Origin of the sequence: Sphingomonas sp. PvP055 (assembly GCF_040546365.1) — a bacterium.
Lineage (GTDB): Bacteria > Pseudomonadota > Alphaproteobacteria > Sphingomonadales > Sphingomonadaceae > Sphingomonas > Sphingomonas echinoides_A.
Genome location: NZ_JBEPNS010000001.1, coordinates 895,918 through 921,598, shown reverse-complemented (window position 1 = coordinate 921,598; position 25,681 = coordinate 895,918). Strand labels below are relative to the sequence as shown.

Annotated in this window: 24 protein-coding genes and 1 tRNA gene; 9 read left to right on the top strand and 16 right to left on the bottom strand. The window is 64.2% G+C overall.

Translation table 11 applies throughout. From position 1 onward, the window contains the following. Window positions 1-295: 295 nt before the first annotated feature. The 5 genes from ABIC16_RS04630 to ABIC16_RS04610 form a co-directional block, all read right to left on the bottom strand. Window positions 296-607, bottom strand: coding sequence for a hypothetical protein (locus tag ABIC16_RS04630; protein WP_354290198.1), 312 nt, complete (start codon window positions 605-607; stop codon window positions 296-298). Beyond that, window positions 604-1,701 carry a hypothetical protein gene (locus tag ABIC16_RS04625; protein ID WP_354290197.1) on the bottom strand — a complete coding sequence of 366 codons (1,098 nt, stop codon included), beginning with the start codon at window positions 1,699-1,701 and terminating at the stop codon, window positions 604-606. Before ABIC16_RS04625 ends, ABIC16_RS04630 begins: the two co-directional genes overlap by 4 nt. 178 nt (window positions 1,702-1,879) lie before the next feature. Next, entirely contained in the window at window positions 1,880-2,275 is a 396-nt protein-coding gene (locus ABIC16_RS04620) for a hypothetical protein (RefSeq protein ID WP_354290196.1), read from the bottom strand. Continuing rightward, window positions 2,272-3,369 carry a hypothetical protein gene (locus ABIC16_RS04615; RefSeq protein ID WP_354290195.1) on the bottom strand — a complete coding sequence of 366 codons (1,098 nt, stop codon included), beginning with the start codon at window positions 3,367-3,369 and terminating at the stop codon, window positions 2,272-2,274. Before ABIC16_RS04615 ends, ABIC16_RS04620 begins: the two co-directional genes overlap by 4 nt. A 114-nt stretch (window positions 3,370-3,483) precedes the next feature. Then, window positions 3,484-3,570 (bottom strand) — tRNA-Leu (locus ABIC16_RS04610). 96 nt (window positions 3,571-3,666) lie between these two features. Between ABIC16_RS04610 and ABIC16_RS04605 the strand changes: the two genes are divergently transcribed. From ABIC16_RS04605 to ABIC16_RS04565, 9 genes are all read left to right on the top strand, one after another. Continuing rightward, window positions 3,667-4,602 carry a complex I NDUFA9 subunit family protein gene (locus tag ABIC16_RS04605; RefSeq protein ID WP_354290194.1) on the top strand — a complete coding sequence of 312 codons (936 nt, stop codon included), beginning with the start codon at window positions 3,667-3,669 and terminating at the stop codon, window positions 4,600-4,602. 60 nt (window positions 4,603-4,662) lie between these two features. After that, on the top strand, window positions 4,663-5,472 hold the full coding sequence (locus tag ABIC16_RS04600; protein WP_277968088.1) for an undecaprenyl-diphosphate phosphatase: 810 nt from the start codon (window positions 4,663-4,665) through the stop codon (window positions 5,470-5,472). Window positions 5,473-5,631: 159 nt separating this feature from the next. Beyond that, complete coding sequence (locus tag ABIC16_RS04595) at window positions 5,632-7,074, top strand: NAD(P)-dependent oxidoreductase (protein ID WP_354290193.1); 1,443 nt, start codon at window positions 5,632-5,634, stop codon at window positions 7,072-7,074. Next, the gene (locus ABIC16_RS04590; protein WP_354290192.1) at window positions 7,071-7,826 is read left to right on the top strand and encodes a hypothetical protein; all 756 of its coding nucleotides are present in this window, start codon (window positions 7,071-7,073) and stop codon (window positions 7,824-7,826) included. The genes ABIC16_RS04595 and ABIC16_RS04590 overlap by 4 nt, the downstream gene beginning before the upstream one ends. Continuing rightward, window positions 7,823-12,343 carry a glutamate synthase large subunit gene (gene gltB / locus ABIC16_RS04585; protein WP_354290191.1) on the top strand — a complete coding sequence of 1,507 codons (4,521 nt, stop codon included), beginning with the start codon at window positions 7,823-7,825 and terminating at the stop codon, window positions 12,341-12,343. The genes ABIC16_RS04590 and gltB overlap by 4 nt, the downstream gene beginning before the upstream one ends. A 160-nt stretch (window positions 12,344-12,503) precedes the next feature. Further along, window positions 12,504-12,941 (top strand): hypothetical protein, encoded by a 438-nt coding sequence (locus ABIC16_RS04580; protein ID WP_354290190.1) that lies wholly within the window; start codon window positions 12,504-12,506, stop codon window positions 12,939-12,941. Window positions 12,942-13,277: 336 nt separating this feature from the next. Continuing rightward, the gene (locus ABIC16_RS04575; RefSeq protein WP_354290189.1) at window positions 13,278-14,075 is read left to right on the top strand and encodes a nuclear transport factor 2 family protein; all 798 of its coding nucleotides are present in this window, start codon (window positions 13,278-13,280) and stop codon (window positions 14,073-14,075) included. 64 nt (window positions 14,076-14,139) lie between these two features. Continuing rightward, complete coding sequence (locus ABIC16_RS04570) at window positions 14,140-14,811, top strand: glutathione S-transferase family protein (protein WP_277968094.1); 672 nt, start codon at window positions 14,140-14,142, stop codon at window positions 14,809-14,811. After that, a complete protein-coding gene (locus tag ABIC16_RS04565; RefSeq protein ID WP_277968095.1) occupies window positions 14,792-15,169 on the top strand; it encodes a tRNA-binding protein in 378 nt (125 codons plus the stop codon). The genes ABIC16_RS04570 and ABIC16_RS04565 overlap by 20 nt, the downstream gene beginning before the upstream one ends. On the opposite strand, the gene ABIC16_RS04560 is transcribed toward ABIC16_RS04565, so the two are convergent. The 11 genes from ABIC16_RS04560 to ftsH all read right to left on the bottom strand — a co-directional run bounded on the left by ABIC16_RS04560 (window position 15,161) and on the right by ftsH (window position 25,678). Next, a complete protein-coding gene (locus tag ABIC16_RS04560; protein ID WP_354290188.1) occupies window positions 15,161-16,648 on the bottom strand; it encodes a hypothetical protein in 1,488 nt (495 codons plus the stop codon). The genes ABIC16_RS04565 and ABIC16_RS04560 overlap by 9 nt on opposite strands. A gap of 48 nt (window positions 16,649-16,696) precedes the next feature. Next, the gene (locus tag ABIC16_RS04555) at window positions 16,697-17,125 is read right to left on the bottom strand and encodes a hypothetical protein (protein WP_354290187.1); all 429 of its coding nucleotides are present in this window, start codon (window positions 17,123-17,125) and stop codon (window positions 16,697-16,699) included. A gap of 11 nt (window positions 17,126-17,136) precedes the next feature. Then, on the bottom strand, window positions 17,137-17,670 hold the full coding sequence (locus ABIC16_RS04550; RefSeq protein WP_354290186.1) for a demethoxyubiquinone hydroxylase family protein: 534 nt from the start codon (window positions 17,668-17,670) through the stop codon (window positions 17,137-17,139). Window positions 17,671-17,672: 2 nt separating this feature from the next. Next, complete coding sequence (locus tag ABIC16_RS04545) at window positions 17,673-18,140, bottom strand: disulfide bond formation protein B (RefSeq protein WP_354290185.1); 468 nt, start codon at window positions 18,138-18,140, stop codon at window positions 17,673-17,675. Window position 18,141: 1 nt separating this feature from the next. Next, window positions 18,142-19,485, bottom strand: a complete 1,344-nt coding sequence (locus tag ABIC16_RS04540) for a S41 family peptidase (protein ID WP_354290184.1) — start codon at window positions 19,483-19,485, stop codon at window positions 18,142-18,144. 107 nt (window positions 19,486-19,592) lie between these two features. After that, window positions 19,593-20,708 carry a murein hydrolase activator EnvC family protein gene (locus ABIC16_RS04535; protein WP_354290183.1) on the bottom strand — a complete coding sequence of 372 codons (1,116 nt, stop codon included), beginning with the start codon at window positions 20,706-20,708 and terminating at the stop codon, window positions 19,593-19,595. Window positions 20,709-20,767: 59 nt separating this feature from the next. Continuing rightward, window positions 20,768-21,190, bottom strand: a complete 423-nt coding sequence (locus tag ABIC16_RS04530) for a 23S rRNA (pseudouridine(1915)-N(3))-methyltransferase RlmH (RefSeq protein ID WP_277968102.1) — start codon at window positions 21,188-21,190, stop codon at window positions 20,768-20,770. A gap of 39 nt (window positions 21,191-21,229) precedes the next feature. Further along, complete coding sequence (gene rsfS / locus ABIC16_RS04525; RefSeq protein ID WP_431358354.1) at window positions 21,230-21,640, bottom strand: ribosome silencing factor; 411 nt, start codon at window positions 21,638-21,640, stop codon at window positions 21,230-21,232. Between the two features lie 8 nt (window positions 21,641-21,648). Continuing rightward, a complete protein-coding gene (locus tag ABIC16_RS04520; RefSeq protein WP_277968103.1) occupies window positions 21,649-22,263 on the bottom strand; it encodes a nicotinate-nucleotide adenylyltransferase in 615 nt (204 codons plus the stop codon). Beyond that, a complete protein-coding gene (locus ABIC16_RS04515) occupies window positions 22,263-23,531 on the bottom strand; it encodes a glutamate-5-semialdehyde dehydrogenase (protein WP_354290182.1) in 1,269 nt (422 codons plus the stop codon). The genes ABIC16_RS04520 and ABIC16_RS04515 overlap by 1 nt, the downstream gene beginning before the upstream one ends. A gap of 194 nt (window positions 23,532-23,725) precedes the next feature. Continuing rightward, window positions 23,726-25,678: an ATP-dependent zinc metalloprotease FtsH gene (gene ftsH / locus ABIC16_RS04510; RefSeq protein WP_277968105.1), complete on the bottom strand. Its 1,953-nt coding sequence runs from the start codon at window positions 25,676-25,678 to the stop codon at window positions 23,726-23,728. Between the last annotated feature and the right edge of the window lie 3 nt (window positions 25,679-25,681).

The window sequence follows — 25,681 nt, the reverse complement described above, 5'->3', positions numbered from 1 at the left end:
CTAGCTCGGTATCGGCTATCTGAATCGTGCCGCCCCCGCTACCTCTGGGGCAAGAACATCTGAACAACATTTTCCGGGAAATCGAGAAAACGGCATACCAGCAGGCCGTCGCAATCGACAAGGACGCTCCAATAGGTGGCGTAGTTTAAAGACCGGCACCCCGTATAGGACAAAGACGGACACTTGGATAATTGGAAAATTTCTATATTACCCCAGACGATCGAAGAGCACCGCTGTTGACAGGATAGAACAGCGCGATTGATCGCAACTCCAGCTTTACGCTTCGTTTCGATATCTACGGCCTCGCATCCCGTATGGCCTCCAGCTCGGCCAGCCTCACAGGGTCATCCGAAGCAAGTGCTTCTTCAAGATAGAAGCCGTACGGCAAGTCACGTACCAATTCCTGCGCCTCACTGGTGTATTCCACGGCAATTATCGGGAACGCATCGACGAGTTCCCTCAGGAAAGGTTTGTCCATCGCTTCAAGCTGACTGCCAAGAACCTCCATCACCCTGCAAGCCTCGTCGGGATCAACGACGTCGTCGTCCGACAACTCACAAAATATGACAAAATTAGCAACGATTCGCGCGACCTGAGCAGCTATCATGGTTTCATTACCTTGACACCAATGTTCGTGACGTTCATTTTCTTTAAAAGTTTGAAAGCTTTAACTCTTTGGATGGGAGTAGGCACCTCCCACAGTCCAACTATATCGTGTTGTGCCAGAACATCCGCTTGGCGCAGCACCTGTGCTCGGGCATGTGGCATATCCCTTATCGCCCACTTTCGATCGACGACGTAATGCTCAAATACACCATCGAACTTGACTAGTCTTACCGAGCCATCCGCCATCGTTCGAGCCAATGCGGGCGCCAAGCCCGCCTGCGCACCAGTTGCTGCATCATTGTATGCCTTCCAGGCCTTTGTACTATTTAAATTTTCTTTCACCCAATGAATTACCGGCGGTTTATAGAGAGTCTCCGACGCAATCGCACTTGCTGCGCTTAATGCTGAGACTTTGGATATCACTGCCCCGGGCACTGCTGCCACCACGACATTGCCAGCGACTAGCCCCGTTGCTCTCCCCCAATCGTGCGCGGAGGCGTTCGCAGCGGCATCCGCTGCACGCGAGATGTGGATGCGCATCGGCGTAGCGTCGGCGACGAGCACTGCATCGATTGTACGCGCCACGCCAATCCCGATATTCTGGACTGTGGTGATGGGATTGGTCGTGAGTACGGAATACGCTCCGGTGAAAGTGCCCGAGGCGACGTCGTGAAGGCCTTCGCCGACTCCTCCGACGAATTCCGCAATCAGGCTTGGCGAATCGACCGGTCGCGAGGAATTGACTACCGACCGATAGGCAGGCGTTGAGCGAGCTCCCGGGCTTTTGCCAACGCGTATCGGCTTTTCGGAAGATACCGTTTCCCTGCGCGGTATCGTCGCCATTCGCAACCCTGCCCCACGCTGTCCGCGATGACCGACTCTTGGTGAACGATTACTGGGGTCCGGCTCTGGTTTCTGCCCGGCACCGCCATAGTAATGCCCTGATCCGGCAAAAGTGAACTGACCGTCGGCAGGATCATGCCAATGATTGAATTTGAACTCGACAACGTCCGGACTTGAAATGCGTGGCAGCCTGCCTGTTCGCAGCCATCGAGAAAACGCTGTTTGTCGCTCGTCATTTGCAGACTGTGCCATGCCGCCTCGCCCCCATCGATACGACGAGAACATTTGAGCAACATTTTCCAACAAGTCAAGACAACGCAGTGGCGGTCCAACCGGAAGCCGACCATCGTCCTGTACTATGCCTAGTCATCTAAAGACTGGTGCCCCGCAGGGGACGAAGATGGGCACTCAGATCATTGGAGAATTTACGTCAATCGCCAGTAATTTCCCCGTCGTCGTCAGCCAGTTTAGCCTTGACGCGACTGCGGCGGGCATCGCGCAATACGTCTTCGATTTCGAAGAGCAGAGCGCGTCCCTCGTCGGTCTTGCCGTTTGTGTCGTCCTGATCGGCGGCGAAGAGCGCCTTGGCACGCGCGGCCACATCGATAAGCACGGCGTAACGTTCTTCCCCCAATTTTTTTCGAACCAGGTCAAAACCTCCAGTTAGCTTGTCGAATTCACTGTCGATATTATGATCAAAGACGAGGGTTCGATCGAAGAACGTAGGGGCAAAGAGAATCATCGATCCGAGCTGATCGTTTATCTCGCTTAGCGACGCCGGGATATAGGGCTTTGGATTAAAGTATGGGTTGGGCCGGGTCATCATTTCGTCTCCGGACGGGTAAGGACATAGGTGTGGTTGGTACCGAGCTGACTCGGACGGATAATGACGACGCGGCTCGGACGGAAATCGGTATTAAAGAATCCGCGCACCTGCGCGGTACCGTGCGTCTTGCGCGCAAGGGTAACGTCGAATGCGACATCCTTCACGCGCGCATCAGGGCGGCGGTAGGTGAGATCGGAACTGTCATTCTCCCTCCGGTTGACCCGGACCGGACCTGGGCCGGCCGAGTCGATGCCGAGTTGATTGTATCGCTCGCGAAGCCCTTTCCGGACTTGCTGATCGACATAGTTCCCCAAGGCCTCCCGGTCATGCAACCGCGGTTTCAGCCGACCTGACTTAAGCAACTCCTGTCCTCGATCATAGGCGTCGTCCGCGCGCTGCTGAACGAACCGCAATGTCTCGACTTGGAGCGGACTGTAATCGCCTTTCACGCGCGCCACCAATGCGGCGCGCTGAAAGCGCAAATCGTCCACCTTAGCGCTGAGACCCTGAACCGTGACGATCGGCGTTCCGAAAGCGTCGGTTGGACCGATTTCGTCATAATGCCATTTTGGGTCGAGCGCCTTGGCTTGGGCAGTAAGTTGGCGCGACTGATCTTGCAGAAAATCCATTTGTGATCTGTTCGCTGGGCCGGTCAGGTCGAAGAGGTTGTCGGCAGCGGCGACGATTGTGCGGACGGGTGCATTGCGCAGCCCGGGAAAGGACTGTTCAAGCGTCATCGGATCCTCAAACGCCCGAGTGTTGCTGCCACGCCCCATCGCGGGACCAGGCCGCGCGGGTGGCCGCGCTTGGTTCGCTGTGGGTTCCAACACGCTGTTGCGCACAGCCGGGGCCTTGTGATCAGTTCCCCTCGCTGCGACCGGCAGTTCCCGCATTCCCAAACCTGAGCGGGCAAACCGCCGACTTGCAGAAGAGGAAACTCCGCCAGGCGCAAACGTGAAACGCCCGTTATAAGGATCATGCCAAGGATTGAATTTAACTTCGACGTCGTCGGCGATGGTGGCGGCTGGCCATCTTCCGGTCCGCAACCAAACCGCAAAAGCGCGTCGTCGCTCGGTATCGGATATCTGAATCATGCCGCCCCCCGCTATCTCTGCGGCGAGAACATCTGAGCAACATTTTCCAACAAGTCAAGACAACGCGATGCCAGCAGACATTGCGTGCTGAAGATAGTGCCCAAATCGATAGACTGGTGCCCGGAAGAGGACTCGAACCTCCACGACCTTGCGATCGCCAGCACCTGAAGCTGGTGCGTCTACCAATTCCGCCATCCGGGCACTGGGTAGGTGGCGGGCCTTAGGGGAGCGTCGTTGGTCTTGTCAACACGCACGATGCTAGGCAGAGGACAGATCGACATTCGAGAAGGCGCTTCGATGAACAACAAGCTGGTGACTTTGATCGGCGGCGGGGGTTTCCTCGGTCGCTATGTGGCGCAGGCGCTGCTGGAACGCGGCACGCGTGTGCGAATCGCACAGCGTGATCCGCATCAGGCCTTTTTCCTGAAACCCCTGGGGGGCCTCGGCCAGACGCAGTTCGTCGCGGTCGACATCACCAAACCCGAATCGATCGCGCGCGCGGTCGCCGGTGCGGATGCGGTGGTGAACCTGGTCGGTATCCTCGCCGGCGATTTCCAGAAGATTCAGGTCGATGGCGCCCGAATCGTCGCCGAGGCCGCAGCGCGTGCCGGGGTGGAGACCCTGATTCATATGTCCGCGATCGGTGCGGACAGTGCGTCGGATTCGGCTTACGGTCGCTCGAAGGGCGATGGCGAGGCCGCGGTGCGCGCCGCCTTCCCGTCCGCGACCATCCTGCGTCCGTCGATCGTGTTCGGTCGCGAGGACCAGTTCCTCAACCGATTCGCAGCGATGATCGGCAGCGCGCCGGTCGTTCCGGTGCTGCGGTCGGGCACGACGTTCCAGCCCGTCTATGTCGGCGATGTCGCGCAAGCGGTCGTCAAGGCGCTGGACGAACCCATGATCGCGGCAGGCAAGACTTTCGAACTCGGCGGCCCCGACACGATCACGATGGGCGCGCTGATCCGCTGGATCGCCAAGATGACCGGCCACAAACGCCGGATCGTCGAGCTGCCCGATTCGATCGGTGCCGCAATCGCGGGGCTCGGCTTCCTGCCGGGCGCGCCGATCACCAAGGACCAGTGGAAGATGCTGGCGACCGACAATGTCGTGTCGGCGGGGGCGAGCGGACTCGATACGCTCGGAATCACGCCGACGCCGCTCGATGCGGTCGCGCCGGCATGGCTGGTGCGCTACCGCAAGGGCGGTCGCTTCTCTGCACCGATCGCTGCCTGACAAAGCCGGCGAGGTCCGCGATCGATGGCCGGCCTCGCGGAGCCGTAGAAGGGAACGCACGTGAACGAGATCATCAACATCATCCTCCTCGGCATCGTCGAGGGGGTCACCGAGTTCCTGCCCGTTTCCTCGACCGGCCATCTCATTCTGGCGACCAAGCTGCTCGGTTATGACGCGGCACGCTGGGGGGCGTTCAACGTGATCATCCAGTTGGGCGCGATCCTCGCGATCGTCGCACTCTACTGGCGGACATTCTGGGCGGTCGGCATGGGGGTGATGAAGCGCGAGCCGAAATCGCTGCTGTTCGTCCGCAACGTGCTCGTTGCGTTTATTCCCGCCGCGGTGATCGGCCTTGCGATCCACAAGCAGATCGAGGCGTTGCTCGGCAATGCCGAGGTGGTTGCGATTGCGCTGATCGTCGGCGGGCTTGCGATCATCGCGGTCGAGCGGCTTGCCCCCAAGAGCGACATTGTCGGGGTTGCCGACATTCCGCTCACGAAGGTGATCGGCATCGGCTTCCTGCAGTGTCTCGCGATGGTCCCCGGCGTCAGTCGGTCGGGCGCGACGATCCTCGGCGCCCTCGCGCTTGGGGTCGAGCGGCGGACGGCGGCGGAGTTCAGCTTCTTCCTCGCAATTCCGACGATGCTCGGCGCGACGGCGCTCGAGCTGGTCAAGAACCGGCACGAGATGATGAGCGGCCAGGGTGTCGGGCTCGGTGCGATCGCGCTGGGGTTTGCGGTGTCGTTCGTCGTCGCCTTGCTCGTGGTGAAATGGTTCATCGGCGTGGTGACGCGCTACGGGTTCGTTCCCTTCGCGGTGTACCGGATCATTGCCGGCGCCATCGCATTGGCGTGGCTTTCCACGCTATAGGTCCACTTCGGTCCCTTTATCCCCGTAGTCAGCAATGGATTTCTACCACAACCAGCCGACGGCAATTTAATAGGTCAGTATATGTGTCTTATGTGATAGTTTTTCGGTGACAGCGACATATTAGTACGATATGCGCCGCCTCCTCGAAAGGATGCGTGCATGGCTGACTCATTGCTGCTCAAGTTTGTCGATCGCGATCAGGCGTATCCCGCAAAACGTGCGCCCGAACTGCGGGCGGAGGATTTTCAGGAGATTGCGGATCGTTACGCGGCTCCCGAGGCTGAGCAACAGGCCGGACGTTGCTCGCAGTGCGGCGTGCCGTATTGCTCGGTGCATTGCCCGCTCCACAATCACATCCCCGATTGGCTTCGCCTGACCGCCGAGGGGCGGCTCCGCGAAGCGTATGAGCTGAGCAACGCCACCTCGACCATGCCCGAGATCTGCGGTCGCATTTGCCCGCAGGACCGGCTGTGCGAAGGCAATTGCGTCATCGAGTTTTCGGGGCACGGCGCCGTGACGATCGGCTCGGTCGAAAAGTTCATCACCGACACCGCTTGGGAACAGGGCTGGGTCGAACCGGTCATGGTGGGGCCTGCCCGCGGCCAGTCGGTCGGGGTGATCGGCGCTGGACCCGCGGGTTTGTCGGCAGCGGAATATCTGCGCGGCAACGGCTATGAGGTCCATGTCTATGACCGCTACGACCGCGCTGGCGGGCTGCTGACCTATGGCATTCCGGGCTTCAAGCTCGAGAAGCCGGTCATCATGCGCCGGGTCGAGCGGCTCAAGGCGGCTGGAATCGTCTTTCACGAAAGCTTCGAGGTCGGCCGCGATGCGACGCTGGACGAGTTGCGCCAGCGCCATGACGCGCTGCTGATTGCAACCGGCGTGTACAAGGCGCGTGCGATCAAGGCGCCGGGTCTCGAGCGCGAGGGCGTGGTCGATGCGCTCGACTTCCTCACCGCCTCCAACCGCAAGAATTTCGGCGATGCCGTCCCCGCGTATGATGACGGCAGCCTCAACGCGGCCGGCAAGCATGTCGTCGTGATCGGCGGCGGCGATACCGCGATGGACTGCGTCCGCACCGCGATCCGTCAGGATGCTGCGTCGGTGAAGTGCCTCTACCGTCGCGACCGCGCCAACATGCCGGGGTCGCAGCGCGAAGTGAACAACGCCGAGGAAGAAGGCGTCGAGTTCGTCTGGCTCTCCGCACCCGAAAGCTTCGTCGGCGAAGGCCGCGTGTCCGGCGTCAAGGCGAGCGCGATGCGGCTCGGCGCCCCCGATGCGAGCGGTCGGCGCGCGCCCGAGATCGACCCCGAAGGCGGGTTCGATCTGCAGGCCGATCTCGTCATCAAGGCGCTCGGCTTCGACGCCGAGGATCTGCCGCGGCTGTTCGATGCGCCCGAACTTGGCGTGACGCGCTGGGGCACGGTGCTGGTCGACAACAAGACGCTGATGACCTCGCTCGACGGCGTGTTCGCGGCGGGTGACATCGTGCGCGGCGCGTCGCTGGTGGTCTGGGCGATCCGCGACGGACGTGACGTTGCGGCGACCATGCATAACTTCCTGAAGGCGAAGGCGCGGACCGCAAAGGTCGCGGCGTGAGATACGCCTGTATCATCGCGGGCGCGCTCGCTTTGGTCGGATCACCGATCTTTGCCCAAGGCGTGCCGTCATCCGTTGCTCAAACTGCCGCACACCCCGGCGCGCCGACGGATCCCGCCCGGCTGGCGGTAGCGCGGCGCGTCGCTGCACGGCTACTGCCCCCCGGCGTCTACAAGCAACTCATGTCGGGCTCGATGGACTCGATCATGGGCGGCGTGGGCGGTGCCATCAAAGCCATGCCGCTCGGCCAGATCGCGCAAATGGGCGGAATGAAGGTCGAGGATGCGCAGAAACTCGACAAGATCGATCTCACCCAGATCATGGCGATCTACGACCCGCGGTGGGAAGAGCGTCAGCAACTCACGATGCACGCGATGCTCGGGGCGATGGGCGACTTCTTCACGACGATGGAGCCCGAGCTTCGCGACGGGATGGCGCATGCCTATGCCAATCGTTTCTCGCTAACCGAGCTGACCGATCTGGATCGGTATTTCGGAACGCCGACCGGGGCGAAATATGCGGCGACCGTCACCACGATCATGACCGACCCGGCGGTCATGAATACGATGAAGGACATGATGCCCAAGATGATGCAGCAAATGCCGCATTTCATGGAGGCTGCTACCAAGGCGACCGCCGCGCTGCCACCGCCGCGACGGATGGAAGACCTGACCCTGGCTGAGAAAGCGCGCCTAGCCAAGGCGATGGGTACCGAAGAGAACAAGCTGCAAGACCCCAAGGGCACATCATGACCAACATGGACTCCGAACGCCTCCGCCTCGCCGCACACGGCATGTATCGCCCCGAATTCGAGGGTGACGCCTGCGGCGTCGGACTTGTCGCCGCGGCCGATGGCACGCCGTCGCGCCGCGTCGTGCAATCCGCGATCGATGCACTGAAGGCCGTCTGGCACCGCGGCGCGGTCGATGCGGATGGCAAGACCGGCGATGGCGCGGGCCTCCACATCGATCTCCCGCTCAAGTTCTTCGACGATGCGGTCGCCGCCTCGGGCCATCGCCAGATGCCCAACCGCCTCGCGGTCGGGATGATCTTCCTGCCGCGTACCGATCTCGGCGCGCAGGAGGCGTGCCGCACGATCGTCGAAAGCGCGATCATCGAGGAAGGCTATACCATCTACGGCTGGCGCCAGGTGCCGGTCGACGTGTCGGTGATCGGCCAGAAGGCGCAAGCGACTCGCCCCGAGATCGAGCAGATCATGATCGCGGGCCCCCTGCCCGACCAACAGACCGCCGCCGAGTTCGAGAAGAACCTCTACCTCGTCCGTCGCCGGATCGAGAAGCGCGTGATCGCAGCGCAGATCCAGGGTTTCTACGTCTGCTCGCTGTCGTGCCGGTCGATCATCTACAAGGGCCTGTTCCTCGCGGAATCCTTGTCGGTATTCTACCCCGATCTGCGCGACCCGCGGTTCGAGAGCCGCGTCGCGATCTTTCATCAGCGCTATTCGACCAACACCTTCCCGCAATGGTGGCTGGCGCAGCCGTTCCGCTGCCTTGCGCACAATGGCGAGATCAACACGATCCGCGGCAACAAGAACTGGATGCTCAGCCACGAGATCAAGATGGCGAGCCTGTCGTTCGGCGATCAGTCCGAAGACATCAAGCCGGTGATCCCGGCGGGCGCGTCCGACACCGCAGCGCTCGACGCGGTATTCGAGGCGATCTGCCGCTCGGGCCGCGACGCGCCGACCGCCAAGCTGATGCTGGTGCCCGAGGCGATGGCGGATTCGATCGACATGCCCGCCGATCATCTCTCCATGTACCAGTATCTCGCATCGGTGATGGAGCCGTGGGACGGCCCCGCCGCACTCGCGATGACCGATGGCCGCTGGGCGGTCGCGGGGATGGACCGCAACGCGCTGCGCCCGCTGCGCTATGTCCGCACGGTCGACGGGATCGTCATCGTCGGGTCGGAAAGCGGGATGGTCGTGGTGCCTGAATCGACGATCATCGAGAAGGGCCGGCTCGGGCCGGGCCAGATGCTCGCGATCGATCTCGACGAGGGCGTGCTGTACCATGACCGCGCGATCAAGGATCAGATCGCGGGTGAGGCTGATTACGCAGCGATGATCGGCGCGTTCAAGCGGATCGAGGCGCTGCCGCAGCCCGCCGAAGACGCGATCATGCGTTTCGATCGTGCCGACCTCACGCGCCGTCAGGTCGCGGCGGGGCAGACGCTCGAGGACATGGAGCTGATCCTGTCGCCGATGGTCGAGGGTGCGAAGGAAGCGATCGGCTCGATGGGCGACGATACGCCGCTCGCGGTCATCTCGGACAAGCCACGCCTGATCAGCCAGTTCTTCCGGCAGAATTTCAGCCAGGTCACCAACCCGCCGATCGACCCGTTGCGCGAACGCCATGTGATGTCGCTCAAGACGCGCTTCGGCAATCTCGCCAACATCCTCGACACCGAGGACCGGCGCGACGGCGTGCTGGTGCTCCAGTCTCCGGTGCTCGACGGCACCGCTTGGGCGCAGCTCAAGGCGCATTTCGGCGCGCAGGCGGCAGAGATCGACTGCACCTTCGAGGCAGGCGGCGGGCCGGAGACGCTCCGTGCCGCGATCGCCCGCATCCGTGCCGAAGCGGTGACGGCGGTGCGCCAGGGCAAGAGCGAACTGTTCCTGACCGACATGGCGATCGGCGTCGACCGGATCGGCATCGCGGGCGTGCTCGCGGCGGCGGCGGTGCATACGCACCTCGTCCGCATGGGGCTGCGCTCCTATGCCAGCATCAACATCCAGACCGCCGAATGCCTCGACACGCATTATTATGCGGTGCTGATTGGCGTCGGCGCGACCACCGTCCACGCCTATCTGGCCGAAGCGTCGATCGCGGATCGCCAGGCGCGCGGGCTGTTCGGCGAGCTGCCCCTTGCCGAATGTCTCAAGCGGCATCGCACTGCGGTCGACGAGGGCCTCCTCAAGATCATGTCGAAGATGGGGATCGCGGTGATCTCCAGCTATCGCGGTGGCTATAACTTCGAGGCGGTCGGCCTCAGCCGTGCGCTCGTCAACGACCTGTTCCCGGGGATGCCCGCGAAGATCTCGGGCGAAGGCTATGCCTCGCTCCATCTCAACGCGCAGCTTCGCCACGACAAGGCGTTCGACGAGGGCGTCGCCACGCTCCCGATCGGTGGCTTCTATCGCCAGCGCCACACCGGCGAGACGCACGCTTACTCGGCGCAGCTGATGCATCTGCTGCAGAACTCGGTCGCGAACGACAGTTACTCGACCTATCTGCAATTCGCGCGCGGGGTGGAGGCGCTGCCCCCGGTCTATCTGCGCGACTTGCTCCAGTTCAAATATCCCGACGAGGGCATTCCGGTCGACCAGGTCGAGGCGATCACCGAGATCCGCAAGCGGTTCGTGACGCCGGGCATGTCGCTCGGAGCGCTCAGCCCCGAGGCACATGAGACGCTCGCGATCGCGATGAACCGGATCGGCGCGAAGGCGGTGTCGGGTGAAGGGGGCGAGGACACCGAACGCTATTCGCCGCGCGCCAATGGCGACAACGCCAATTCGGGCGTCAAGCAGATTGCCAGCGGTCGCTTCGGCGTGACCGCGGAATATCTCAACGCTTGCGAGGAGATCGAGATCAAGGTCGCGCAGGGTGCCAAGCCCGGCGAGGGCGGGCAGCTCCCCGGCTTCAAGGTGACCGAGTTCATCGCCAAGCTGCGCCATGCGACGCCGGGCGTGACGCTCATCTCGCCACCGCCGCATCACGACATCTACTCGATCGAGGATCTCGCGCAGCTCATCTACGACTGCAAGCAGATCAACCCGACCGCGCGGGTGTGCGTCAAGCTCGTCTCGTCCGCCGGGATCGGCACGGTGGCGGCGGGCGTGGCCAAGGCGCATGCCGACGTCATCCTGATCGCGGGGCATGTCGGCGGCACCGGCGCCTCCCCGCAGACCAGCATCAAATATGCCGGCACGCCGTGGGAAATGGGGCTGTCCGAGGTCAACCAGACGCTGACGCTCAACGGCCTGCGCGGACGGATCAAGCTGCGCACCGACGGCGGACTCAAGACCGGGCGCGACATCGTGATCGCGGCGATCCTTGGCGCGGAGGAATATGGCATCGGTACGCTGTCGCTGGTCGCGATGGGGTGCATCATGGTGCGGCAGTGCCATTCCAACACCTGCCCCGTGGGGATCTGTACGCAGGACCAGAAGCTGCGCGACAAGTTCACCGGGACGCCGGAAAAGGTCATCAATCTCATGACCTTCATCGCCGAGGAAGTGCGTGACATCCTCGCGCGGCTCGGCTTCCGCAGCCTCGACGAAGTGATCGGGCGGACCGAATTGCTGCGTCAGGTCAGCCGTGGCGCGGAACATCTCGACGATCTCGATCTCAACCCGATCCTCGCCAAGGTCGATGCACCCGACGACCAGCGCCGCTTCAGCCTGACCGGGCGCCGCAACGAAGTCCCCGACAGCCTCGATGCGCAGATCATCAAGGATGCGGGCGCGGTGTTCAGCCGGCGCGAGAAGATGCAGCTGACCTATTCGGTGCGCAACACGCACCGCGCGGTCGGCACGCGACTGTCGAGCGAAATCACGCGGACCTTCGGCATGTCGGCGCTGGCGGACGGGCACGTCCACGTCCGGTTGCGCGGATCGGCGGGCCAGAGCCTCGGCGCGTTCCTGTGCAAGGGGATTACGCTCGAGGTGTTCGGCGACGCCAATGACTATGTCGGCAAGGGCCTTTCGGGCGGGATCATCGCGGTGCGCCCGGTCGTCAGCTCGCCGCTGGTGTCGCAGGACAACACGATCATCGGCAACACTGTGTTGTATGGCGCGACGTCGGGCAGCCTCTATGCGGCTGGCCAGGCGGGCGAACGCTTCGCCGTGCGCAACTCGGGCGCGAACGTCGTGGTCGAGGGCTGTGGTGCGAATGGCTGCGAATATATGACCGGTGGGACCGCGGTCGTGCTCGGCCCGGTCGGCGCGAACTTCGGCGCAGGGATGACCGGCGGGATGGCGTTCATCTACGACGCCGACGGCAGCTTCGCGCGGCGTGCCAACCCCGACAACATCACATGGAACCGCCTGTCGTCGCTGCATTGGGAAGCGGTGCTGCTCGGCATGGTCCGGGCGCACCACGCCGCGACCGACAGCAAATGGTCGGGCGCGTTGCTCGACGATTGGGGCCGCGTGGTGGATCGGTTCTGGCAGGTGGTGCCGAAGGAAATGCTGACCCGGCTTGCACATCCGATCGACGACCGAGTGGAGCAGGTTGCCGCGGAATAATAAGCGCCGCCGTGATGCGGCGCAGGCAGGAGCCAGAGGTTGCGGGCAGCCCCGCCCGTAACCTTTGACTGCCGCGCAGCGTCGCCACCAGCCCAACGGATCGACGTACCTTCGAAAAGATGCTATCAGCGACGCCTGACCGCAGTCCAAAAGGTACGCCATGCGTCTGTATCTCCTAGGTTTGTTCGCCCTCACCGCCGCCACTCCCGCGCTGGCGCATGAGCCTGCCCCACGCCCGTCGCCGCAGATCGACGCGGCGAAGGTGGGCGCGCTCCTGTCGAACCCGCTCATTCAGGAGGGGCTCGCCGCGGTCGTCGACCAATATGCAAACGCATTGCTCCAGACGCACGTCGGTCCGGTCGCGCAACTCGCGGACCCCAGCGCGCGGATCCGGCCCGAGGATACGCTGGCGGACGTCATCGCCCGGCAGGATCCCCATTATGCGGATCACCTCCACCAAGGCGCGAAGGGCGCGATTGCCGCGACCGGCAAGGCCGCCACGGGAGTCGCGAGCATGACCGCCGAACTCCAGCGCACGACCGACCGATTGCGCGCGGTCCTGGCGCAAAGCGGGCTCGGTCTGGACGCCGACCGCTAGAAGTCGACATCCGCTCCGTCGGGCAACTCCATGGGATGGGTCCCTTCGGCAGGAACGGGTAAGGCTGCGGTCCGGACGTCCGGGCATACGGGCCGGGCGACAGGAAACCGACGCCCGTTCAACGCAACTGCTCTTGCTCTCCCAAAAGAGCCATCCCGAGCCGCGCCCGCAACCTTCCCGATCGCGGGGAGCGTGGTGCCATGCCCGGCGTAAGTCACCAGTCGGAAATTCTCCTCCCTTTCCCCTCGACCCACTCGCTTGCCAGTTGGCGATAGTAGCGTATTATTCGAATAACACAGTTCGAATGACCGAACCCGCCACTGGGACGAAATGTCGATGCTTCATCCGATAGCGCTGCTCGCAACCACGCTCGTTGGTACGCACTCCCCCGCTCCCCTACCAACCGAAGATCGTATCAGGGCGGCGGACGACACCTTCTGGGCAGCGTTCAACACATGCGACCGCAGGCGCATGGAAGCGATGATGACGCCCGATGTCGAGTTCTACCATGACAAGACCGGCGCCACGGTCTCGCGCGACGCGGTCGTCGCGTCGTTGATGGACGGCCCTTGCGGTACGAAGGGATTTCATGTCCGCCGCGAACTGGTTGCGGGGTCGCTCTCCTATGATCCGGTGCCGGGGTTCGGCGCGATGCTGACCGGACGGCACCGTTTCTATGCCCGGTGTGACGGCCAACCCGAACGGGTCGATGGCGAAGCGCGGTTCGCGGTCGTGTGGCAGGACGTGGGAGGCACGCCCCGGATGCGTCGCGTGCTCAGCTACGCGCATGGCCCCGTGGTCGAGCCGCCTGCCTCGGCCGCGATCAATATACCCGTGGCGACCTTGCAGCGCTATGTCGGGCGGCACACGTCACCGCTGGGCGACATCGCCGTTACCCTCGCCCAAGGACAGCTTCACATCGTATCCGGGCACATGTCCGCCGATCTCGTCGCGATCGACGTCGCGACGTTCCAGGCACCGGGGCGTGCGTTAAGGTTCGCGTTCGTCACGGACGGCGATACGATCGCGAAGGTGGTCGTCGAGGAAAATGGCGGGATCGTCACGGAAGGCACGCGGCAGGAGGCGCGCCCGGGCCAGCCGCGCTCAACGGCGCTGTCCGGCCACACGCCGTAACGTCTGACCGATTAAACCCCCGCGCCATCTTCCCCCTGCGTCCCACAGCTTCTACCACGACCGTATGTGGCAACTTTACCAATTCCCGCTCTGCCCGTTCTCGCGCAAGGTCCGGCTTTTGCTGGGCGAAAAGGGCATCGGCTATGAACTCGTCCGCGAAAGCCCATGGGAGCGGCGCGACGAATTCCTCGACATGAACCCGGCGGGGCAAGTCCCCGTGCTGGCGGACCAGTCCCGTAGCATCCTGTTGATGGATTCCATGGCGATCTGCGAATATCTCGAGGAAACGGTCGAGAAGGCCGCGATGATCAACGGCACCGCGACCAGCCGCGCGGAAATCCGCCGCCTCGTCGCGTGGTTCGACACGCAATTTTTCGCCGATATCGTCGCTCCATTGCTGCATGAGCGCATGGAAAAGCGCATTGTGACGAAGGAACCACCCGATTCGAAGCGGCTTCGCGACGCAATGAAAGCGGCCGTGCGACATCTCGATTACACCGATTACCTGCTCGACCATCACAACTGGATGGCGGGTGCGACGATGAGCCTCGCCGATCTTGCCGCCGCGGCACAGATTTCGGTCGCGGATTATCTCGGTGGGATCGACTGGAAAAATCACGAACAGACCGCGAAATGGTATCGCGGGTTCAAGAGCCGCCCGAGCTTCCGTCCGCTGCTGTCAGAGCGGATGGAGGGAATCATGGCACCGAAACATTATGACGATGTCGACTTCTGAGCCTTCATCCCCCGAGACCGCAGGACAGATCGCATTCGACGATTTTCTGAAGGTCGACGTGCGCGTCGGGACGATCGTCGAGGCGCTGCCGTTCCCGCAGGCGCGCAAGCCCGCCTATCGCCTGGTGATCGACTTCGGGTCCGAGATCGGCACCCGGCGCTCTTCGGCGCAGATCACGGTGCATTACACGCTGGAGCAGCTCGTCGGGCGGCAAGTCGCGGCGGTGGTCAACTTCCCGCCGCGCCAGATCGGCCCCGTCATGTCCGAGGTGCTGACGCTCGGTTTCCCGGATGAAGCGGGCGAGGTCGTGCTGATCGCGCCGGACCAGCGTGTCCCGAACGGCAGTCGCTTATTCTGACAGGGCGCGCTCGGCCCGGCGCGTCTGCCATACGATCAGCGCGAGCAAGGGCAGCGCGATATCAAGATACAGCGCGAACCCGAACCACGCGCCCCAGCCGAAGAAGAGATTGGGCAAGGTCTGAAGCTTGCCGGCCAGGAATAGCCCGACGAAGTTGCGCGTCCAGGCGGGCGCCGCCAACGCTTCTGGGGCGAAGATGTCGGTGCTGGCGATGACCAGATTGATCACCATCGACAGCGCCAGCAAACCGATTGCCGCCTGGCGCAGACGCGGGCCCCGCAGCGACGCCCAGAACGGCGCGAGCCCGATCGCGAGAAACGGGATGGCTGGGACCGAATGCCGCGGCCCGATCGAAGCGCCGCCGTCCCAATAATAATAAGAGGCGTTGATCGACACGACGACCACGATCACCGCCACCGCCAGCCAGCCCATGTCGCGGGTGTCAGGGCGCCGGATCATCCCGACGAGGCCGACGACCCCGACCAGCAGCACGGGCGAAACCCACACAAGACCCCGGCGAAGCCCGAACAGGATTTCCCACAGGATCGCGGGCTTTGGATAGGTCAGGCCGAATACCCCCTGGTTCATCCCGTCGAACCCGACCACGCCTTGATATCCGAGCATGAACGGCGTGCCGAACGCGATGACGTTATACACGACCACCGGAACGAACGCCGCCGCCGCGCTGACCAGCGTGACGCCATAGATCCGCCAGCGCGCGCGCGCAGCGAAGCGCCGGGTGCGCCACAGTGCCCAGACGCCGATCGCGACGCCGCTCAATGCGGACTGATACTCGATCGCGACGGCCCATCCCAGCGTGAGCCCCGCCATCACCGGATACCGCCCGCGCGCCTCCTCGGTGGCGCCAGCGGTACCGCGCCAGATCGCCCAGGTGGCGATCAACAACAGCGCCGCGACCGGCGCATGGCCGAACAGGCTGGTCGACCATCCCCAAGCGATCGACCCCATCGCATAACCCAGCGCCGCGAATAGCCCGGCGGCGGGACTTCCGGTAATCCCGGTGCCGAGGTCGAGCAACAGGACCGCGGCGAAGGCGGTGAGGATCGCTGCGGTCGACGCGACCGCGACGCTGAGGCGCGCCCGCAGAAATGCCGTCAGCCGCGGATTGGCGATGTCGATGATCTGATCGCTCGCTTCCGTGCCGGTCAAGCGGTCGACGCCCCACACGGCAGGTAGCGCCATCAGCGTCATGCCGGGGGCCTTGTCCATGTAATAGTGCCGCGCATCGCCCTGCCCGAACTGCGCCTTGTCGATCGTCAGCGATTGATATCGATCGATCCGCGCGTCCCCCCGTTCGACGAGCGTAATGGCTGCAAACAGGCGCGTCGCCGTATTGGGGTTGAGGGCGTAGGACCCGAACCAGACGCACGATATCCAGACGAGGCCGAACAGCATCGCCGCGACCGCATGCGGCCCCCGAACCGCTGCGGACGGCACCTTGCGGTCGAGCGCGCTCAACTGGCGGAGCGAAGCAGCATCACGGTGCGACGTCCCGCCCTGATCACGTTATTCGAGCGCCCGATCGACGGCGCGTTGATCGCCCTTGGCGGCCTGGCGCTCGCGCTTCCACTGCTGGCCGCGTTGCGCGAGGCACCCCGTCGCGCCGCCGGCACCGACCGTCGAGCAGCTTCCGATGCCCTCGACTCCGACCTTGTCATTGGCTTCGGCCTTGGCTGCCCAGCTCTGGTTCTGCGGGGTGACTTCCAGTTCGCGCAATTCCTTCGGAATGCGGAACTGCTCGCCCGGCGCGCGCCGGACACACACGACGATTTCGTTGCCGTTGGTGTCGGTCGGACATTTCTGGTTGCCGTAGATCGTCATCGTCGGGGCGGGCACGTTCTGTGCGGCGACCGGCGCAGATACGATCAGGGCCGACCCCACCGCCACCAGCGCGGCGGCGGAGAAGGTCAGCCGGGGGAACAGGGATCGAGTCATCGGGGTCTCCGTCAAATGCGCTTGGCTGTGGCGATGGCGACCTTGCAGCCCAGCCGGATCAGCCCACTCAGGACCGGATAGCCGATTGCGTTTTCGGCGCCCGCTGCGAGTGCGGTTTCGCGGTGCTCGATTTCCTCGGCCTGGAAGTCGCGGATCGCGTCGGTCAGTTCCGGGTCGCTGTCGCCCAAGGCAACGAGCTGATCCTCATAATGCTTGTCGATTTCGGTTTCGACCGCGGCGGTGCACGCCATTGCCGCTTCCGGGCTGATCGCCGCGGTTGCCGCGCCGAGGGCGAAGCCCGCCACGTTCCAGATCGGTTCGAGGAGCGTCGGACGAACCCCACGCCGCGCCATCATCGCATCGAAGAACGCGCGGTGGCGTTCTTCCTGGTTCGCCATGCCAGCAATCGCGCGCGCGGCTGGGCTGCGGTCCCCGAGCACGGCGAGCTGGCCTGCATAAATGCGGGTCGCGCCGAATTCCCCGGCCTGATCGACCCGGATCATCGATTTGGTCGCGCGGCGCGCATCGCCCGGTTTCCAGTTCATGCTCATTTCCTCCGCAATGCCCAGAAGATGGCGATTGCTCCGCCGATCGAAAAGACCGCGTTGAACCCCGCGAGCGATATGCCGCCGAGCGTCCATTGCGCGACGTCGCACCGCACGATCGGCGCCTTCATGATCGATTCGATCGTGACCGGGCCGGTCATCGTCGACGTGCATTCGGTGAAGCCCTGCCACCAGTGATATTCGACACCCGCGTGGAAGACGCCGATCAGCCCGCTGACTAGGACCGCGACCCCGGCAAGCGCGACGAGCAGGCGCTGCGTCCCCCGCCCCGGCAGGACGAACGCAAGGACCGCAAGAACGAGCGCAACGACATGCGGGTAGCGCTGAAACCAGCACAATTCGCACGGGTACAACCCGCCGACATATTGCGACACGAGCGCGCCGCCAAGCAGCGCCCCCGGCACGACCAGCGCCAACAGGCGCGCAAGCGGGAACCGTTCCGCAGTCATCCTACTTGGCCGCCGTTGCCGACCGCGGAGCAGCGGTGCCGAGGCGACCGATCGTCTGCAACGCATAGTTCATCTGGAAGTCCTCGATCCCCTTCGCCTTCAACTGCTCGGGCGTGGCGGCGAAACGCGGGTCGGTCTTGGTGTCTTCCTCGATCGCGGCGTTGTCGGCCTTGACCTCGTTGATGAGGTGGCGACGCAAATCGTCCTCACGGAACACCGGGCGGGACTTATAATCCGGATCGGAGATCTGTGGCACGGCGATATCGGGTTCGATCCCGCCCTCCTGCACCGACCGGCCCGAAGGCGTGTAATAGCGCGATGTCGTCAGGCGCAGCGCCGCGTTCGCGCCGAGATCGATCACGGTCTGGACCGACCCCTTGCCGAACGAGCGTTCGCCCATGACGAGCGCGCGGTGATGATCCTGCAACGCGCCTGCGACGATTTCCGACGCCGACGCAGTCCCTGCGTTGGTCAGCACGATGATCGGCAGCCCGTGCGCGAGATCGCCCTTCACGTAGCTCTCGGCATAGAAAGGCTCGATATCCGCCTTGTCGCGGCCGCGTTGCGAGACGATTTCGCCGCTGCTGAGGAAATTGTCCGCAACCGCGATCGATTCGTCGCGCAGCCCGCCGCCATTGTCGCGCAAGTCGACGATGTAGCCGAGCGGATCGCGGCCCAACTGCTTCTGGATTCCCTTGATCGCGGCGGTCACGGCATCGCCGGTATGTTCCGAGAATGCGTTGATGTTGATGACGCCGACGCCGTCCTTGACGCTCCACTTGACCGGCTTCTGGACGATCTTCTCGCGGATCAGTGCGACGACGATCGGCTTGTCGCGGCCTGGGCGCAGCAGCGTGAGGCTGACCTTCGATCCGGGAGGCCCGCGCATCTGGGTGATCGCCTCGTCCAGCGACTGGCCGAAGATGAGCTTGCCGTTGATGTGGGTGATATAGTCGCCCGACTTGATCCCGGCGCGCCCGCCCGGCGTGTCTTCCTGCGGCGCAATGACCTTGATCGCCCCGTCCTGCATCGTCACTGTCAAGCCGAGGCCACCGTAGCTGCCCAGCGTCTGGATCCGCAGATTGTCGTAATCGAGCCCGGTCTCATACGCGCTATGCGGGTCGAGCGCCGCGAGCATCCCGTCGATCGCGCCCTTGACCAGCGTCTTGTCGTCGACCTTGTCGACATATTCCGCCTTCACGCGATTGTAGACGTCGAGGAACACCGACATCTCGCGGTAGGTGCCGGTATCGACCGCTGCCATCGCGCTGGTTCCCACCGGAACGATCGCCAGCACTCCCGCAATCGCGGTCGCTTGCAGCAGGGACGTTGAAAAACGCGACATCGGCGAAATACTCGAGCGGCGGAAAGGTACGCTGTACCGTAGCCGGGTTTGCAGGATCAACATTGCACATGGCGCATGAACCGAAGCGGAACAAGCCGCCGCAGCGATCAGCCCAGCAGCGGCGTGAGATCGACCGGCCGGTCGCGCCGCCGAAGTTCGACCGTGACGCGGGGCGCAGCGCCAGCCGGCGCAGTGCCGATCGGCGCGCCCGCGCCGACCTGAGTGCCGACCGCCACGGACGTTGCGCCGAGCCCGGAGACGAGCGAGGTCCACCCCGCGCCATGATCGAGGATGACGATCGTCCCATATCCGCGGAACGGCCCCGCAAAGGCGACCCGCCCCGCCGCCGGGGCGACGACCGGTGCGCCAGCGGTGGGCGCCACGGTCAAACCGCGGGACCGGACGCCCGCGTCCGACACCTCGCCGAAGCCCGTGACGAGTTTTCCGGTCGTGGGCAGGCGATACGGCGCACCGTCCGGCCAGATCGCGCCCATCGTCGCACCCGCGACACCCGGACGGGGTTCCGGCCCCGGAAGGGCCGCAAGCGCGCGTTCGGTGGTGGTTTCGGCACCGGCCTGGTCCATCAGGTCGACAAGCTCGCGCGCGGTTTCGCCAAGCGCGATCGCACGATCCGATTCGAACACGGCGTCGCGCCCCAAGGCGCGCGCGCGCAACCGGTGTGCCAGTTCGAGACGACTGAGCGACAGCCGCTGCGCTTCGAGCCGCGACCGACTTTCCGCCAGCGCCTGCCCCGCGAGCGTGGCCTGCATCTGCAGCGTTCGCGCCTGCGCGAGATCCGTCCGGACGCGCTCCGTCCGCGCGCGGATTACCGGCATTGCGCCCGCCAACACCGCTCGGACATGGACCAGATCGTCGAGCGATCCGGGCTGAATCACCGCCAGTAGCGCCGGGCGCTGCGACAGCGCCTGCAACGCCGCAAGCAGGCGCGCAACGGGGCGTTGCTGTGCCGCCAGACGGGTACGATGGGTGTCCAGCAAACGTGTGACGATCGAAACTTGCGCTTGCCCCGCGACGATGTCGGCCTGCGCCTGTTCGATCCGCGCGGCGACGGCAGCCTCCCGGGCAAGGGCTTGGCGCGCTTGATTCTGCTCGCCCTCGGCTAGACGCTCCAGCGCGGTCGAGCGCGCTGCCGCTGCCGCCGATTGCGCGCGCGCGCGCGCAAGTTCGGTGCGCCGGTCCGCAGGCGGTTGCGCAGGCGCCATGCTACCCGCGCATAGCGTCCCCGCCACCACCAGGGTCACGAGCGTGCGCGACCGCACGATCAACCCTCGCGATGATAGGGGTGGTTGGCCAGGATGCTCGTGGCGCGCCACAGTTGCTCCGCAAGCATGGCGCGAGCGAGCAGATGCGGCCACGTCGCCCGCCCGAAGCTCAGCAGGAGATCCGCCTGCGCGCGCGCCGCATCGTCGAAGCCGTCCGCCGCACCGATCAGGAAGCGAACTTCGCGCACCCCACCGTCCCGCCATTTCTCCAGCGTCGCGGCGATGTCGCGCGAGGGCAGCACGACACCCGTCTCATCCAGCAGAACGACACGCGTTCCCGCTTCGAGGACCGGCATCTTGCCACCCGTGTCGGGCAGTTCGGTCAGCTTGTAGGGCCAGTTCAGCCGTTTGACATAACGCTCGACCAGTTCGGCCTCAGGCCCGCGCCCGATCCGGCCGCGCGCGATGATATGCAGCAGCATTTGCCCTTACCCCTGCCCCGGTCACAGCGCCGGCGCGTGTTACGCTTCGCCGCCGAACGGATCGGGCGTGGCAGGCGGCGTCGGCGCATCACCGAAGGCCCACATCCGTTCGAGATTGTAGAAGCTGCGGACTTCAGGGCGGAACAGGTGGACGATCACGTCGCCGGCATCGATCAGCACCCAGTCCGCGGTCGGCAAGCCTTCGATCCGGGTCGAGCGGCGGAGTTCACCCTTGATCTTCTCGGCCAGCTTCTGCGCCATCGAGGCGACCTGCCGAGTCGAGCGGCCGCTCGCAATTACCATATAGTCGGCGATCGTCGATTTGCCCGCCAGCGGGATCGAAATGGTATCGACCGCCTGGTCGTCGTCGAGCGACGCGAGCACGAGCCGATGCAACGCCTCGACCTCATCGGGTTCGGACGCGCGATACACAGGAGAAGTTGAAGCCAAGGCGATTCCTATTCGGTAGGGGAAGTGACAGCATCTGGCAGGAAATGCCGCTGCCAGGCGGGGTCTGCAGCACGAAGCTGCGTCGCGGAGCGCGGGTCGGGGCGGAAGCGCAACAGCACGAGGGCCGGCAATCTCCACTGCGTCCAGTTCTTCGCCTGGTATGCGGGCCGACGAGCGCGCCGCAACCAACCCATCGCGGGAGCCGCGAGAGCATCGCTGTCATACCCCGGACGCGCGATCACCGCAATCGGAACCTCACGCGCGATCGTGCGCCACCCTTTCCACTGATCGAACTGCGCGAGATTGTCCGCGCCCATCAGCCAGATGAAGCGCTTTCTGGGGTAAAGCCGGCGGAGCCGCGTGACGGTATCCACGGTGTAGCGCGTGCCCAGACGCTGTTCGATCGCGCTGACGCGGATCGGTGCGCGGCGTGCCATCTTGGTCGCGGATGCAACGCGCGCGGCGAATGGCGCCATATCCCGACGGCTATCCTTGAGTGGATTGCCGGGCGAGACCAGCCACCATACTTCGTCCAGCCCCAGCGCATCCAGCGCGGCGAGGCTGATCGCACGGTGGCCGCCATGCGCGGGATTGAACGAGCCGCCGAGAAGACCGACCCGCATCAACCGCGGATCTGTCCCGTACCGTAGCCGATCCATTTGTAGGTGGTAAGCCCTTCGAGCGCGACCGGGCCGCGCGCGTGCAGCCGCCCGGTGGCAATTCCGATTTCGGCGCCGAGGCCGAACTCGCCGCCGTCCGCAAACTGGGTGGACGCGTTCCACAGGACGATTGCGCTGTCGACTTCGGCGAGGAACCGCTCGGCAACGGCTGGGTCGGCGGCGACGATCGCGTCGGTATGATGCGATCCGTGCCGATCGATATGCGCGATTGCGCCATCGACCCCATCAACCAGCGCCGCCGAAGCGATCGCCTCAAGGTATTCGGTATCCCAATCGGCGTCCGTTGCCTGGGGCAGTGCCGGCAATCGCCCCGACAGCGCCGAATCGACGCGAACTTCGCACCCGCCATCGCACAACGCCAAGACCAGGCCGTCCGGATCGCCATATCCGCGATCGATCAGCAACGTCTCCATCGCGCCACAGACGCCGGTCCGCCGCAACTTGGCATCGCGCACGATCGCTTTCGCCATCACAGGGTCGGCTGAGGCGTCGACATAGACGTGGTTGATCCCGTCGAGATGCGCGAGCACGGGCACGCGCGCTTCCGCCTGGACGCGCGCGACGAGGCCCTTGCCGCCGCGCGGGACGATCAGATCGATCGCGGCGCCTCCGTGCGATCCGTCTGCCGCCAGCATCGCGCCGACCGCGGCGCGATCGGTCGTCTGGACCAACTGGACTGCATCCGCCGAAACACCCTCCGCGGTCAGCCCCGAAACCATCGCCGCGTGAATCGCTCGGTTGCTCTCGATCGCCTCTGATCCACCCCGGAGGATGACCGCATTGCCCGACATCACCGCGAGCGCGGCGGCATCCGCGGTGACGTTGGGGCGGCTTTCGTAGATGATGCCGATGACGCCGATCGGCACGCGCACGCGCCGCAGGACGAGACCGTTCGGGCGTGTCCGCTCGTCGATCGTCGCGCCGACCGTGTCCTCAAGCCCCGCCACAGCCACGACGCCATCGGCCATTGCGCGAACGCGGCCGGAATCGAGCCGGAGCCGATCCAGCATTGCCGAGGAAAGACCTGAGGCGACGGCCTTCGCCACGTCGGCGGCATTGGCGGCGAGGATCGTCGCTTCCGCCGCGACGAGCGCCGCCGCGGCCGCGCGCAATGCTGCGGCTTTGGTTTCGGTTGGCACCGTTGCCAGCACACGCGCGGCGGCACGCGAACGGAGCGTCAGGTCTGCGACATGGGCGGCTACATCGGTCATTTCGGAGTCGCTATCATGGCGACGGGTGCCGCCGCAAAGCGAAATCACACGGCGTGCGCGTGGAGGATACCCAAGGGACGACTTCCCCCGCCATCCACGGTGCCTTTTGTGACCGGCCTGTCCCTAAAACGAAAAGAGCGCCGTTCCGATCCGGAACGACGCTCTTCTCAACGGTGAGGCGCGATCAGTTCGAGTCAGGCGCCGAGGGGAGTCGGGCTGCCGAACGGGCCGCCGCCCTTGGGACGACGTGTCTTAGGGATCGACGTTCCGGCGCCCGGTACCGACGGGCTCTTGGGTCCGTCATCGCGCGACAGGCTGCCGTCGGCGATGAGCGCCTTGATCTCGTCGCCCGAGAGCGTCTCATATTCGAGCAATGCGCCTGCAAGCAGGTGTAGCTGATCGATATGATGCGTCAGCAAATGCTTTGCCCGATCGAGACCACCCTGAACGATCGACTTGATTTCGTCATCGATCAGCTGAGCGGTCTGGTTGGACATGCGAACCGGCTGCGAGTTGGAATAGCCGAGGAACGATTCCCCTTCCGGCTGCGAATATTCCACCGGACCAACCTTGTCCGACATGCCCCATTTGGTGACCATGTCGCGTGCCAGACCCGTCGCATATTGGATGTCCGACGATGCACCCGAAGACACTTTGTCATAGCCGAAGATGACTTCCTCGGCGACCCGGCCACCCATCGAGACCGCAAGGTTCGCGTACATCTTGTCGCGGTGGTAGCTGTACGAGTCGCGCTCCGGCAAACGCATCACCATGCCCAGCGCCCGACCGCGCGGAATGATCGTCGCCTTGTGGATCGGGTCCGACGCCGCTTCGTGGATCGACACGATTGCGTGACCGGCTTCGTGATAGGCGGTCATCCGCTTCTCGTCCTCGGTCATCACCATGGAGCGGCGTTCCGCACCCATCATGACCTTGTCCTTGGCTTCCTCGAACTCGGCCATCGCGACCAGCCGCTTGCCCTTGCGCGCCGCCGTCAGCGCGGCCTCGTTGACGAGGTTGGCAAGATCCGCGCCCGAGAAGCCCGGCGTGCCGCGCGCAATGACGCGGGCATCAACGTCGGGTGCTAGCGGCACCTTCTTCATATGCACTTCGACGATCTTGATGCGGCCTTCAATGTCCGGCCGGGGCACAACGACCTGGCGATCGAACCGGCCCGGACGCAGCAGCGCAGGGTCAAGCACGTCGGGACGGTTGGTTGCCGCAATGATGATGATGCCTTCGTTCGCTTCGAACCCGTCCATCTCGACCAGCAACTGGTTGAGCGTCTGCTCGCGCTCGTCATTGCCGTTGCCAAGCCCGGCACCGCGATGACGACCGACCGCGTCGATTTCGTCGATGAAGACGATGCACGGAGCGGACTTCTTGGCCTGTTCAAACATATCGCGGACACGGCTTGCACCGACGCCGACGAACATTTCAACGAAGTCAGATCCCGAAATCGTAAAGAACGGAACCCCCGCCTCCCCCGCAATCGCGCGGGCGAGCAGGGTCTTGCCAGTACCCGGCGAGCCAACAAGCAAGGCGCCCTTCGGGATCTTGCCGCCAAGGCGCGCGAACTTTGTCGGGTCCTTGAGGAACTCGACGATTTCCTGAAGCTCCTCGCGGGCCTCGTCGATGCCGGCGACGTCGTCGAAGGTCACGCGACCTTCCTTTTGCGTCAGCATCTTGGCGCGGCTTTTGCCGAAACCCATCGCGCCCGAGCCGGAATTCTTCTGCATCTGCCGCAGGACGAAATACCCCAGCCCCAGGAACAGGAAGAACGGCAGCGATTGCATCAGCAGAATCTGCCAGATCGGCGCGCCTTCTTCCGGCTTGGCGCTGATCACGACGCCCTTTTCACGCAGGCGGTCGGTCAGACGCGGATCCTGCGGCGCGAACGTGCGAAACTTGGTATTGTCGGAATAGCTGCCGGTGACGACTTCGCCCGCGATATTAACGTCCCGAACCGACCCGGCCTCGACCTTGTCGAGGAACGTCGAATAGGCGATCTGGTTCGCGCCCGTTCCGGCAGTGCGGGTATCGATCAAGGTCACGAACAGCGCCAACGCCACCAGGATGCCGACCCAGATAAGCAGAGACTTCATCCAGGGGTTCGGCCCTTCGGGCGGCTTTTCGTTGTCGTTCATGGG